Source organism: Pantoea sp. B566 (genome assembly GCF_024793925.1).
GTDB lineage: Bacteria > Pseudomonadota > Gammaproteobacteria > Enterobacterales > Enterobacteriaceae > Pantoea > Pantoea ananatis.
Window position 1 is genome coordinate 2225585 of sequence record NZ_JANUQL010000003.1, and the last position, 13136, is coordinate 2238720.

A 13136-nucleotide genomic window follows, 5' to 3' on the forward strand; every position below is an offset into this window, starting at 1 on the left:
CAGAATCAATTCCTGAGTTGTAAGTGAGACCTTGCCGGAAGGCGAGGTTTGCTTACACTGAATAAGCGGCTGACGTCTTCTGACTTCAGCCGTTTTTTTATTTTTCAGACAGGATACGATTATGCAAACTGTAGGTACGCCACTCCTCTGGGGCAGTTTTGCGGTTGTAGTAGTTATCATGCTGGCGATTGACCTGTTCTTACAGGGTCGTCGCGGTTCGCAAACCATGTCCTTTAAACAGGCTGCGGTCTGGTCGCTGATTTGGGTTTCCGTCTCGCTCCTGTTCAGTGCTGCATTTTGGTGGTATCTGGACGGCACCGCCGGACGCGAAGTCGCCACCAGTCAGACGCTGGCTTTCCTGACCGGCTACGTGCTGGAAAAATCCCTCGCGGTCGATAACGTTTTCGTCTGGCTGATGCTGTTCAGCTACTTCTCTGTTCCTGCCAACCTGCAACGTCGTGTGCTGATCTACGGTGTACTGGGCGCTATCGTGCTGCGTACCATCATGATCTTCGCGGGTAGCTGGCTGGTCACGCAGTTTAGCTGGATCCTGTATATCTTCGGTGCCTTCCTGCTGTTTACCGGTATCAAAATGGCGATGGCGAAAGAGGATGATGCGGCGGTGGGCGACAAACCGGTGGTGCGCTGGTTGCGTAAACACCTGCGCATGACCGACACGCTGGAAGGGGAGAAATTCTTTACCCGCAAGAACGGCGTACTGTTTGCGACACCGCTGCTGCTGGTACTGATCATGGTCGAATTAAGTGATGTGATCTTTGCCGTCGACAGTATCCCGGCCATCTTTGCCGTCACCACCGATCCCTTTATCGTTCTGACCTCAAACCTGTTTGCGATTCTGGGCCTGCGCGCCATGTACTTCCTGCTGTCTAACGTCGCGGAACGCTTCTCAATGCTGAAATACGGCCTGGCTGTCGTGTTGGTGTTTATCGGTATCAAGATGCTGATTGTCGATATTTACCATATCCCGGTGGCGATATCGCTGGGCGTCGTGGGCGCGATTCTTGCCTCAACCCTGATGATCAACGCCTGGGTGAATCACAAGAACGACAAGAAGAAGCTGACTAAGCCTTAACGACAGGGTAAGGAAACACAGTGAAAAAGGGCGGCAGACATGCCGCCCTTGCGTTTACAGCGTCACGCCGCTTTTAAAAATAGCCAGCTCACGGAAATCATTCTTTTCATTGTTGGTTAATTGCCCGTTGGCAATCGCCACGATGGTGTCAACAAAGTCGGCTAACAGCGCGTCCATGCTCATGCCTTCGACCAGCCTTCCGGCGTTGAAATCAATCCAGTGCGGTTTCTTTTCGGCCAGCGGCGTGTTGGTGGCCAGCTTGACCGTAGGGACAAATCCGCCGTACGGCGTGCCGCGCCCGGTGCTGAACAGCACCATATGGCAGCCCGCACCGGCCAGCGCACTGGTCGCCACCGCATCGTTCCCCGGCGCGCTGAGCAAGTTAAGGCCCGGCGTTGTCAGACGTTCACCATACTTGAGCACGTCCACCACCTGACTTTGCCCCGCCTTTTGTGTACAGCCGAGTGACTTCTCTTCCAGCGTGGTAATACCGCCTGCTTTATTACCCGGTGACGGGTTTTCATAGATGGGCTGATGATGATCGATAAAGTACTGTTTGAAGTCGTTAATCATCGACACGGTTTTGTCGAAGGTAGCCCGATCCCGGCAACGGCCCATCAGAAGCCGTTCGGCCCCAAACATCTCCGGCACTTCCGTCAGCACCGTGGTACCGCCGTTGGCGATCATCTGATCGGAGAAGCGCCCCAGCAGCGGATTCGCCGTAATGCCTGAGAAGCCATCGGAACCGCCACATTCCAGACCGAACTTGAGCTCGCTGAGTGTGCCGGGCGAGCGGCGATCGTGACGCATTTTTTCATAGAGTGCGTGCAGCCGTTCCAGTCCGGCTTCCACTTCATCGTCGTGCTGCTGGCACACCATAAACTCAACGCGATCGCTTTCAAACGCGCCCAGGGTTTCACGAAACACATCCACCTGGTTATTCTCGCAGCCCAGGCCGATGACCAACACCGCGCCGGCATTGGGATGGCGCACCATGTTTTGTAGCATGGTGCGGGTGTTGTCGTGATCCTGGCCCAGCTGCGAACAGCCAAAGGTGTGACTAAACAGAAAAGCGCCGTCTGTACCGGCGGCCTCCTGCGTCTCCTTCAGAAAGCGCTGTAAAATCTGTCGCGCAATGCCATTTACGCAGCCGACGGTCGGTAAGATCCACAGCTCGTTCCGAATACCGACATCGCCATTGGCGCGACGGTAAAGTTGTACCTCACGGTCGCCTGGCTTGGTGGCTGACGCAATCTGGTCGGGCTGATATTCATAGTGATCCAGGTCGCTAAGATTGGTGCGCGCATTGTGGGAATGAATCAGCTCCCCTGCCCCAACGGCCTGAGTCGCATGCGCAATCGGCAAACCATATTTTATGATCAACTCGTCCTTGCCGATGGCGCGCAAGGCAAACTTGTGCCCCCGTCCCACGTCCTGAAGCAGCGTGACGGGCTGGGCGGCGAGTTCAATCGTGGTGTCGGCTTCCATATCATGCAACGCCACGGCAACATTGTCCTGCGGATGAATTTTTATGGCGTCTTGCATGGTTATCTCCGTTGGCTCAGCGCGTCACGTATACCGTGCGCGAGGATGCGTTGCAGGTGCTGGCTGACCGTTTCGGCCAGGCCGGGTTGCTGTGTTAAATCTTGTCCCCAGTGCTCGGCATCACTTAATACGCGACTGACCAACGCTAAAGGAGAGATCTGCTCTGCTGCCACGGCGGCCCAGCCCTCTGAGTAGCGTTCCAGCCAGTGCGGCTCATCCTGCAGAGGCCAGCTTTTATCCGCCGATTCCCCGCGATAAAACGCAATCAGGGCTGCCAGCGCAAACGTCAGGTGCTGTGGCCACTGCCCTGTTTTCGCATGCGACATCAGCAAAGGTTGTAGCAAGCGCGTACGGAACTTGGTCATGCCGTTCAGGGCGATGGAAAGCAGTGCATGGCGAATAAACGGATTGCGGAAGCGACGCAGTACCGCATCGGCAAAAGCGTTAAGCTCATCAGCGGGCAAATCCAGCGTGGGGATAATCTCTTTGCGCAGCAGCGCATCCACGTACGCCGAGATTTGCTCATCGTCCATCGCCTCTCCTACGCTCTCCAGCCCCGCCAGATACGCAACCGGCACCATGGCCGTGTGAGCGCCGTTCAGAATCGCGACTTTTTGCGCTTTGTACGGGGCAATATCGTCAACGTGACGGACATGCGGCGCCAGTGCGGCCAGCTTCAGTTCGTCAAACAGCGCAGCTGGCCCCTGAAGAACAAATTGATAATAAACTTCACCGGCCACCAGAAAACGGTCCTGATAGCCCAGTTGGGTTTCAAGCGTGGCGCTCTCGGACGGGAAGCCGGTTACAATGCGATCCACCAGCGTGTTATAGAATGCGCAGCGCGTATCAACCCAGCGTTGAAATTCCCTGGGCAGTTGCCAGAGATCGGCATAGCGCAGCACATGTTCACGCAGCATATCGCCATTGTGATCGACCAGCTCACAGGGCACGATGAGCCAGCCTTTCTCTTTATCACCGTCGAAATGCTGGTAACGCGCCCACAGCAGTTGCGTCAGCTTGCCCGGAAAGCTGGATGCAGGCCGATCGTCCAAGCGATCCGTTTCGGTAAACGCGATGCCGGCTTCGGTGGTATTGGAGAAAACGAACCGCATAGCAGGCTGACGTGCCAGCGCCATAAAATCGTCAAACTGCTGGTAAGGCTGAATCTCACGGTTAAGGCTGCGGATCAGGCGGCTTTCGCTCACCTGTTCGCCTTGCGCGTTCAGCCCGCGGATCAGCGTGGTATACAGACCGTCCTGCTGATTCAGATTGTCGCTGACGTCGCGATTACGCGGCCTGACCACCACCACACCGGCGTCTGTGCCCTGATCTTCATTGAGCCAGTCAAGCTGCCAGTCGATAAAGGCACGCAGAAAGTTACCTTCACCGAACTGAATCACGCGATCGTGGTAGACCGCGCCGGGAAAGTCGTGGCGGTTTAGCCGCTTCATGGTCAGGCTCCCAGCTCAATGCCAAAATAGTCACGGGCATTGTTGAAGCAAATGTTTTGTACCATCTGGCCCAACAGCGCTTCGTCTGCGGGTGCTTCGCCCTGTTCGACCCAGCGGCCAATCATCTGGCACAGCAGCCGACGGAAATATTCATGACGGGTATAAGAAAGGAAGCTGCGGCTGTCGGTTAACATCCCGACGAAGCGGCTCAGCAGGCCAATTTGCGCCAGCTGCGTCATCTGGCGCTGCATGCCGTCCAGCTGATCGTTAAACCACCAGGCGGAACCAAACTGCATTTTCCCGGCCTGGCCTTCGCCCTGGAAATTTCCGGCCATGGTCGCCAGCACTTCATTATCCCGCGGATTCAGACAATAGAGGACGGTTTTAGGCAAGGCGTTATTGAGGTTTTGCGCACCGAGTAAGCGGGCCAGCGGCTCGGCGACGGGCTGATCGTTGATGGAGTCAAAGCCTACATCTGCGCCCAGAAGTTGGAACTGGCGTTGGTTAGTATTGCGCAGCGCGCCGATATGGTACTGCTGCACCCATCCGCGACGAGCATATTCCCCCCCGAGCCATACCAGCACTGCGGTTTTAAACTGGGCGATAGCCTGGGCATCCGGCTTTGCGCCTCCGCGACGATGCGCCAGAATGCTGTCCAGCGTGGTTTCATCGGCATCGGCATAACATACGACGTCCAGCGCATGGTCGGAAATCTTGCAGCCGTGTGCCGCAAAGTGATCCAGACGTTTGCTCAGCGCCTGACGTAAATCATCAAAGCGCTGCACGCTGATATCGGTCAGGCTTTCCAGTTTTTCAATCCACGGCAGGAAGGTGTCGGCTTCGATATTAAAGGCTTTATCCGGACGCCAGCTTGGCAACACCTTCACCTTGAAGCTGTTGTCTTCAGCCAGTACGCGGTGATGCGTCAGATCGTCCAGCGGATCGTCGGTGGTCCCGACCATCTTAACGTTCATCTGCTGCATGATGCCGCGCGCGGTGAAATCGTCCTGCGCCAGTAAATCATTGCAACGCTGCCAGATCTCATCAGCCGTTTTTTCGGACAGCAGCACGCCGGTAATGCCGAAGGGACGGCGCAGCTCCAGATGCGTCCAGTGGTAAAGCGGATTGCCAATGGTTTGCGGCACGGTGCGCGCCCAGGCATTGAATTTATCCCGATCGCTGGCGTCGCCGGTGCACAGCGCCTCTGCCACACCGTTAGCCCGCATCGCCCGCCACTTATAGTGATCGCCTTTCAGCCAGATATCGTAAAGGTTGGCAAAACGATAGTTTTCAGCAATCTGCTGCGGCGGTAAATGGCAGTGATAATCGTAGACAGGCTGGTCTTTGGCGTAGTCGTGATAGAGACGACGGGCGAACTCAGTGTCCAGCAAAAAATCCTCGGTCATGAAACGCGACATAAAAAGCTTCCTTATGGGATGACCCCTGAATGGCTCAAAGTTATCATACCAATTTTGGCTGACTGCAGGTTTTTTTACGACTCAGGTCACATTTAAGCAAGATGATCACATCCCATATGGACCTTATTGTCGCCCGCAGCGCGCTAACTGGCTGTGTTCTCGTCTGTTTGCAGTATCCCACAAGCTATTGCGGGTTTTTGTGATGGCTTTCAACTTTTAAAGTTGTATAACAAGTTAGGCTCTCGCTTTACCGCAAGGTAACAACTTTCTTACACAAGGCAAGGCAGATAACGGTCGCTGGTGCAGGGCCGGCGGGCGTGAGCAGAGCTGTATCACGAGATGTCCCGCTCCAGATAACAACAGCGGTAAGACCGCGCAAACAACTGGAAGAGGTACAGAATGCGTAAGATCAAAGGATTACGCTGGTATATGATTGGCCTGGTTACCCTGGGTACGGTACTCGGCTATCTGACGCGTAACACGATTGCCGTGGCAGCCCCGACGCTACAAACCGAACTGCATATCACCACCCAGCAATACTCCTATATTGTGGCGGCATACTCTGCCTGCTACACCGTCATGCAGCCTGTCGCAGGTTACGTTCTTGACTTACTGGGCACCAAAGTGGGCTACGCGGTGTTTGCTGTGCTGTGGGCGATCTTTTGCGCCGCGACGGCGCTGGCGGGAAGCTGGGGCGGTCTGGCCCTGGCGCGCGGCGCAGTGGGTGCCGCAGAAGCCGCGATGATCCCTGCCGGGCTAAAAGCCAGTAGCGAATGGTTTCCGGCGAAAGAACGCTCGGTAGCGGTGGGCTATTTTAACGTCGGCTCCTCCATCGGCGCGATGCTGGCACCTCCCCTGGTGGTCTGGGCGATTGTTGCGCACAGCTGGCAGATGGCCTTTATTATCGCGGGCGTACTGAGCATGATTTGGGCGCTATGCTGGCTGGTGTTTTATAAGCATCCCAAGCAGCAGAAAAAGCTGAGTGACGAAGAGCGCCACTACATTATTTCGGGTCAGGAGCTGCAGCATCAAACCGGCAACACCACCAAAATGTCGGCCCTGCAGATCCTGCGCAATCGCCAGTTCTGGGGCATCGCCCTGCCACGCTTTCTGGCTGAACCGGCATGGGGAACGTTCAACGCCTGGATTCCGCTGTTTATGTTTAAAGTTTACGGCTTTAACCTGAAAGAGATCGCGCTGTTCGCCTGGATGCCCATGCTGTTTGCCGACTTTGGTTGTATCCTGGGCGGTTACTTGCCCCCGCTGTTTCAGCGCTGGTTTGGGGTCAACCTGATTGTGTCACGTAAGATGGTGGTCACCATGGGCGCGATCTTAATGATCGGCCCGGGCACCATTGGTTTATTTACCAGCCCTTATATTGCTATCGCGCTGCTGTGCGTAGGCGGCTTTGCCCACCAGGCGCTGTCTGGTGCGTTGATTACCCTGTCTTCCGATGTGTTTGGTCGTAACGAAGTTGCCACGGCGAACGGACTGACCGGGATGGCGGCCTGGACAGCCAGCACCCTGTTTGCGCTGGTCGTCGGTGCGTTGGCCGATACATTAGGCTTTAGCCCACTGTTTGCCGCCCTGGCCGTGTTCGACTTGCTCGGTGCCGTGGTGATCTGGACAGTGTTAAAAAACAAACCCATTTCTGAACTGCAGACCGCCCCTTCCCCTTCTCAGGCTGCGCCGATACGTAGCTGATCCTGAGGGCTGGCCCGTGCCAGCCCTTTTCTTCTCTTGCCGCAAAGTGGTATAACAACTTATCTGCTCGTTACTTTGGATTGCCTCATGGACCTCACTGAATCTCGTCGACTTTATCAACAGCTGGCCAGCGAGTTAAAACGCCGCATTGAAAACGGGGTTTACCAGGTGGGAGAGAAACTGCCCGCAGAGCGCCTGATCGCTGAAGAAATGGAAGTCAGCCGCACGGTGGTGCGCGAAGCCATCATCATGCTGGAGGTTGAAGGCTACGTTGAGGTGCGCAAAGGCTCGGGCATTCACGTGATTTCCAGCCAGCAGCAAAACCGGGTCACCGAAAGCAGCAGCCAGCTAGAGTTTGCCGCCTTTGGCCCGTTTGAACTGTTGCAGGCGCGCCAGCTTATTGAAAGTAACGTTGCCGAGTTCGCGGCAACCCAGGTGACACGCCAGGATATTGTCGATTTAATGGCGATTCAGGAGAAAGCGCGACAGGAGGACCATTTCAGGGACTCTGAATGGGATATGAGGTTTCACGTTCGTATTGCTCAGTCGACGCAAAACAGCGCCCTGGCCGCGATTGTCGAGAAGATGTGGCTGCACCGTTTACACAACCCTTACTGGCTTAAGCTGCATGAGCATATCGATCAGCGCAGTATCGTAAGCTGGTGCGACGATCACGATCAGATTCTTAAAGCATTAATCCGCAAAGATCCCGCCGCCAGTAAGCTGGCAATGTGGCAACATCTCGAAAATACTAAGCAGATGTTATTTAACGCCACCGCCGACGATTTTGAGTTCAATGTTGACCGCTACATGTTCAGTGAAAATCCGGTTGTCCTTCCGGATGCAGATACGATTCAGCGTTAATTTGACCGAAAAACAGTCAGTTAATCTGCAATAGTGTCAGGACATGTAAAACTCCTTTTTACATCGAGATACAGAGGGTAAAACTCCTGTTCGTTTAGGAGTAGTTCTGTCTCCGAAGCTTGATTTTTGTTACAGTTATCATCCTTTTCTTACCTTTTGCGATAAGGGCTTATCAAATCGCTGATTTAACAATCAGTTCTGGAAGGATCCAGAAACGCTTGCTCAGACTACGCTCTCAGAATCGATAAAAAATGTCAGTCTGCGCTGAGGTCCCTGTGGGACATGTTCAACGATGATGTTCGGGAATGATTGATGGAAATTTTGCAAGCGCTGCTGCATGCCTTGTGGCAACAGGATTATGAAACGCTTTCCGATCCAACACTGGTGTGGGCAATTTACGGCGTCTTATTTATGATCCTTTTTCTGGAAAACGGCTTATTGCCTGCCGCTTTCCTGCCCGGTGACAGCCTGCTGATTCTGGTGGGCGTGCTGATTGCCAAAGGAACCATGAGTTTTCCGCTGACCATTCTGGTCCTCACCACCGGCGCCAGCCTGGGTTGCTGGGTGAGCTATATTCAGGGCCGCTGGCTGGGGAACACGCCGACGGTGCAAAACTGGCTATCACACCTTCCTGCCCGCTATCATCAGCGTGCACATAATCTGTTTCACCGTCACGGCTTATCGGCACTGCTCATTGGCCGCTTCATTGCTTTCGTGCGTACGCTGCTGCCCACAATTGCGGGCCTTTCCGGTTTAAGCAACGCCCGTTTCCAGTTTTTTAACTGGATGAGTGGCTTTCTGTGGGTCGTCATTCTCACGGTTCTGGGCTTTGCCTTAGGCAAAACGCCGATCTTCCGCCGCTACGAAGATGAACTGATGTTTTTCCTGATGATGCTGCCGCTGGTGTTGCTGGTGATTGGGCTGGTGGGCTCGCTGATTGTGCTGTGGCGTAAACGCCGCGCAAACCAGCGTGGTGAGGGCTCATGAAACCTTTACACGCTTTTCCTAAACGCTGGCTTCCCTGGTTAATTGGCGGGGCATTTGCGCTGGTAGCGGTCAGCATGATGCCCAGCCTGATGCGCCATGAAAACGTGGTACAGATTCGCGTTTCGCACGCGGGTGCCCCGATGCCCGATGGCTTCTATCTCTATCAGCAGCTGAGCGCCCAGGGTATTCGAATCAAAAGCATCACGCCCTCAGGGGATGCGTTGATTATTCATTTTGACAACGAAGAGCAAAGCCTCGCCGCGCAGAAAGTTCTGCGTCGATTGCTGCCGGACGGGTTTATCGTCGCGCAACACGACCAGGCGGCTCACCTTTCACTTGCTTAATTCGTCGCCCTTCTTAAACGCTTAGCGCACTTTCAGGCTGTGCTAAGCGTTTCTCTGTATATCGGTGATCTTTGGACTTTTTCCACCTGATGTCTATGCTTAAACTAAGGCGCGTTATCAGCGCACTGCGGAGGGTTCTTGCAGTGCGCTGAATTAAGTCAGGCAACAATGGAAGGTACAAAGCCGAATGAAACATACGTTACTACTGGGAATCACGCTGTTTTCTCTTTCAGGCTCCCTGATGGCGGCACAGTCGCTGTGTCAGCAAAAAGAGCAGGACATTCAGCGTGAAATCGAGATGGCTCAGAAGCACAACAATCAGCGCCGTGTGAACGGTCTGGAGCGCGCCCTTACCGAGGTGCGCGCGGGATGTACTGATAAAAAGCTTAAAGCCTCGCATCTGGAAAAAATCAACGCTCAGAAAGAGAAAGTGGCTGAGCGTGAGCGCGAACTCAAGGAAGAGCGCGACGAAGGTCATGACAAGGACAAGATTGCAAAACGCGAACGCAAGCTGGAAGAAGCACGCCAGGAGCTTAAGAAGTTACAGGCGGAGCCCTATTAATCGGATTCAATCTACTGATGTTAAAGGAGTATTTTATGTCTAAAGACACATCATCGGAATATTTGCGTGCTGAATTGAAAAACCTGGCGGATACGCTGGAAGAAGTCCTGAGCAGCGGGACTGAAAAGTCCAAAGGTGAACTGGATAAGCTCCGTCACAAAGCGCGCGTTGCGCTGGACAGCTCTCGTGAGCGTTTAGGTGAATCGGGTGAGCGCCTGGCGGCGACCACGCGCGAAGCGGCGCAGAAAGCAGATGGTTATGTGCGTGATAATCCATGGCATGGCGTGGGTATCGGTGCCGCCATCGGCGTTGCCATCGGTATGCTGATCTCGCGTCGTTAATCATGACGGATTCACAGCAGAACCACGGACCGGCCAAAGGGGTCATCAATATTGGTCAGCGTATCGTCACCACGCTGGTTGGTATGGTCGAAACACGCGTTCGTCTTGCAGTGGTAGAGCTGGAAGAAGAGAAGGCCAATATCATCCAGATGCTGTTGATGCTTGGCCTGACCATGCTCTTCACGGCTTTTGGCCTGATGAGCCTGATGGTGCTGATTATCTGGGCAGTTGATGCTCAGTATCGTTTAATGGCTATTGCCATCACCACTGGCGTGCTGTTCTTGCTGGCGTTGATCTTTGGGCTATGGACACTGCGTAAATCACGTCAGTCAACCCTGCTGCGCCACACGCGCAAGGAACTGGCGAACGATCGTGATCTGCTTGAGGATAACCGGTAATGAGCCGCCGCGAGCGTGAAGCGCGTATCGATGAACTGCTGAAACAGGTTCAGCAGCAGCGTCTGGACATGAGTGCCGCGCGGCGTAGCTGGCTGGAGATCACCGCGCCCTACGATCGTGGCTGGTTTACGTTTTTGAGTCTGAAACGCTATCTGGCCATTGGCAGTAGTGCATTAGCTATCTATTCCATTCGCAGTCCTAATCGCCTGCTACGTTGGGCGAAACGGGGCTTTGGCCTGTGGAGTACCTGGCGCATGGTTAAATCAGCCCTTCCCCCGCGTTGAATCCCCAAAGCCAGTCCAGTGCGACTGGCTTTTTCTTTTTTCAGTTTTACTGAATAACATCGACAGTTTATATCGCTTACAACTGTCACTTCTCGCGACTATCATCTCCAGCTATCAGCCCGGCCAATTGCAACCATGCAGTTAACGGGAATATTCACCGCGGGCATCGCTGCCTTGCAAACTTTTAGCGTTGGAGTAGATGATGAAAAAATTCGAAGACAGTGGTTTGTTAGCCGCCCGTATCCTGATGACTATCCTGTTTATTACTGCAGGCTGGGGCAAAATCACCGGCTACGCCGGCACTCAGCACTATATGGAAGCCATGGGCGTGCCCGGCTTCATGCTGCCGCTGGTTATTCTGCTGGAGTTTGGCGGCGGCCTGGCCATCATGTTTGGCTTCCTGACCCGTTTTACCGCGCTGTTTACCGCTGGCTTTACGATTCTGACCGCGTTTCTGTTTCACAGTAACTTCGCCGAGGGCGTGAACCAGCTGATGTTCATGAAGAACCTGTCTATCGCTGGCGGTTTCCTGGTGTTAGGTCTGGTAGGTCCGGGTGCGTACAGTATCGATCGCCTGATCAGCAAAAAACCTCAGGGTGCTCTGGCGCGCTAACTGACGCCTGACTACACCGCTTTTCTGACGCACCGGTTGCTTTCTCCCGGTGCGTTTTGCTTTTATGATCAAAATCCTTTGCCGGGCGGTTTGAAGCGATCATGCCCTCCCATCCCGCAGAGTCCCGGCCCACCCGGTGCTTAAGGTAAGCCTAATCTAGTCATGGAAATATAGCGTTCCGTCCCTCTTCTTTTTGGCAACGCTATGAAAGTATCTTATGGTCAGTGGCTTCCCCATCACGATGCACCCTTTTTTCGACGGCTTCATCTTTTGGTCGCCGTGCTGATCCTTTCGCAGATCATCAATTCCAATTTCACCGCACGTGAAGCGCTCGGCGAGCACAGCCTGGAGACGCTGATAACCTGGCTACATATTCTCTCAGGACTGTTGCTGATCGCTGCGGGCGTTATCATGCTCATCTGGATGCTGGTTCAGCGAGGTTTTCGCTGGTACTTCGCCTGGCTCACGCTGGATTTTCGGGGTATTCGAAACGATGTCGTACAGCTGACCGGCCTGAAACTCCCACAGGCACATGGCGGTGGCATAGCCGCGACGGTGCAGGGCCTGGGGGTTATCGCGTTGATCGCCGTCGCCTGTTCTGGTGGGCTATGGTTTTTATTTAACAGTACGTCGCTCGCCACGCCTGATTTGACGCGTAGGGTATTGCACTGGCATAAATTCCTGACCACCTTTGTAGAGATTTATTTTTACAGCCATGGCGCGATGGGCGTGCTTCATATCCTGCTATCCCGCTATGAAAAATAGCACAGGGCACGCATGCAGGCTGTCGCCCTCCTGATTAAACGAATCGCTTATCACTGGAAGACCCGATGCTACATAGTGAATCGCATAAAATTGAACACGCCGGATGGCTACGGGCTGCCGTATTGGGCGCGAATGATGGCATCGTTTCGACCGCCAGCCTGCTGGCCGGCGTCGTTTCTGCCAGCAGCAGTCATCACAATGTTTTGCTCGCCGGGCTGGCAGGTATTGTTGGAGGCGCAATGTCGATGGCGACGGGAGAATACGTCTCGGTGTCCTCGCAGTCAGATACTGAAAAAGCTTCTCTGCGGCAGGAGAAAGCCGAACTCGAGGCCGATTTTGCGGCTGAAACGGTGGAGCTGTCAGCCATATACAGGGCGCGTGGCCTGTCGCCCGAGCTGGCTCGTCAGGTCGCAGAACAGTTGATGGCCCATGATGCCTTAGCCGCTCATGCCAGAGATGAGCTGGGCATCACCGATTTCAGCAGTGCCAAACCCCTTCAGGCCGCTCTGTTTTCTGCGGTCAGTTTTGCCTCAGGCAGTATTTTACCCTTCGCCGTTGCCATGCTGATCACCGGCCCCTTCGCCTTGCCCGCCATTGCGGTCTCGGCGCTCCTGGCATTGACGCTTCTGGGCGCGACGGCGGCCAAAGCCGGTGATGCGCCGGTCAGGAAAAGCGTCACGCGCATTTGCTTCTGGAGCCTGCTGGCGATGACGCTGTCTGCATCAGTCGGCTATCTTTCAGGTATGGCGCTTGGCTGACGCACTTAC

The 13136-nt window shown here is 54.5% G+C and carries 15 protein-coding genes; 12 read left to right on the plus strand and 3 right to left on the minus strand.

Features of this window, described 5'->3' with window-relative positions:
• The first annotated feature begins 121 nt into the window (after window positions 1-121).
• Window positions 122-1093: a TerC family protein gene (locus tag NYE92_RS12045; RefSeq protein WP_013027322.1), complete on the plus strand. Its 972-nt coding sequence runs from the start codon at window positions 122-124 to the stop codon at window positions 1091-1093.
• A gap of 54 nt (window positions 1094-1147) precedes the next feature.
• On the opposite strand, the gene NYE92_RS12050 is transcribed toward NYE92_RS12045, so the two are convergent.
• The 3 genes from NYE92_RS12050 to uxaC are packed head-to-tail and all read right to left on the minus strand — an operon-like array spanning window position 1148 to window position 5507.
• Window positions 1148-2638 carry a UxaA family hydrolase gene (locus NYE92_RS12050; RefSeq protein ID WP_259019032.1) on the minus strand — a complete coding sequence of 497 codons (1491 nt, stop codon included), beginning with the start codon at window positions 2636-2638 and terminating at the stop codon, window positions 1148-1150.
• Between the two features lie 2 nt (window positions 2639-2640).
• Window positions 2641-4089, minus strand: a complete 1449-nt coding sequence (locus NYE92_RS12055) for a tagaturonate reductase (RefSeq protein ID WP_015699454.1) — start codon at window positions 4087-4089, stop codon at window positions 2641-2643.
• Between the two features lie 2 nt (window positions 4090-4091).
• Window positions 4092-5507, minus strand: coding sequence for a glucuronate isomerase (gene uxaC / locus NYE92_RS12060; protein ID WP_022622429.1), 1416 nt, complete (start codon window positions 5505-5507; stop codon window positions 4092-4094).
• A 399-nt stretch (window positions 5508-5906) separates the two neighbouring features.
• On the opposite strand from uxaC, the gene NYE92_RS12065 reads away from it, so the two are divergent.
• The 11 genes from NYE92_RS12065 (at window position 5907) to NYE92_RS12115 (ending at window position 13127) form a co-directional block, all read left to right on the plus strand.
• On the plus strand, window positions 5907-7211 hold the full coding sequence (locus NYE92_RS12065) for an MFS transporter (protein ID WP_013027326.1): 1305 nt from the start codon (window positions 5907-5909) through the stop codon (window positions 7209-7211).
• An 87-nt stretch (window positions 7212-7298) separates the two neighbouring features.
• Window positions 7299-8075, plus strand: a complete 777-nt coding sequence (exuR, locus tag NYE92_RS12070) for a transcriptional regulator ExuR (protein WP_014594687.1) — start codon at window positions 7299-7301, stop codon at window positions 8073-8075.
• Window positions 8076-8387: 312 nt separating this feature from the next.
• Window positions 8388-9062, plus strand: a complete 675-nt coding sequence (locus tag NYE92_RS12075; protein WP_014594688.1) for a DedA family protein — start codon at window positions 8388-8390, stop codon at window positions 9060-9062.
• Window positions 9059-9406: an EnvZ/OmpR regulon moderator MzrA gene (gene mzrA, locus NYE92_RS12080; RefSeq protein ID WP_013027329.1), complete on the plus strand. Its 348-nt coding sequence runs from the start codon at window positions 9059-9061 to the stop codon at window positions 9404-9406. Before NYE92_RS12075 ends, mzrA begins: the two co-directional genes overlap by 4 nt.
• A 187-nt stretch (window positions 9407-9593) precedes the next feature.
• Window positions 9594-9968: a DUF1090 domain-containing protein gene (locus NYE92_RS12085; protein ID WP_013027330.1), complete on the plus strand. Its 375-nt coding sequence runs from the start codon at window positions 9594-9596 to the stop codon at window positions 9966-9968.
• Between the two features lie 35 nt (window positions 9969-10003).
• Window positions 10004-10309 carry a YqjD family protein gene (locus NYE92_RS12090; protein ID WP_014604934.1) on the plus strand — a complete coding sequence of 102 codons (306 nt, stop codon included), beginning with the start codon at window positions 10004-10006 and terminating at the stop codon, window positions 10307-10309.
• 2 nt (window positions 10310-10311) lie between these two features.
• Window positions 10312-10707, plus strand: a complete 396-nt coding sequence (locus NYE92_RS12095) for a phage holin family protein (protein ID WP_013027332.1) — start codon at window positions 10312-10314, stop codon at window positions 10705-10707.
• The gene (locus NYE92_RS12100; protein ID WP_014604933.1) at window positions 10707-10991 is read left to right on the plus strand and encodes a YqjK-like family protein; all 285 of its coding nucleotides are present in this window, start codon (window positions 10707-10709) and stop codon (window positions 10989-10991) included. The genes NYE92_RS12095 and NYE92_RS12100 overlap by 1 nt, the downstream gene beginning before the upstream one ends.
• Window positions 10992-11193: 202 nt before the next feature.
• Window positions 11194-11604, plus strand: a complete 411-nt coding sequence (locus NYE92_RS12105) for a DoxX family protein (protein ID WP_024471122.1) — start codon at window positions 11194-11196, stop codon at window positions 11602-11604.
• 204 nt (window positions 11605-11808) lie between these two features.
• Window positions 11809-12369 (plus strand): cytochrome b/b6 domain-containing protein, encoded by a 561-nt coding sequence (locus NYE92_RS12110; RefSeq protein WP_014604932.1) that lies wholly within the window; start codon window positions 11809-11811, stop codon window positions 12367-12369.
• A 65-nt stretch (window positions 12370-12434) separates the two neighbouring features.
• On the plus strand, window positions 12435-13127 hold the full coding sequence (locus NYE92_RS12115) for a VIT family protein (RefSeq protein ID WP_013027336.1): 693 nt from the start codon (window positions 12435-12437) through the stop codon (window positions 13125-13127).
• The last annotated feature ends 9 nt before the right edge of the window (window positions 13128-13136 follow it).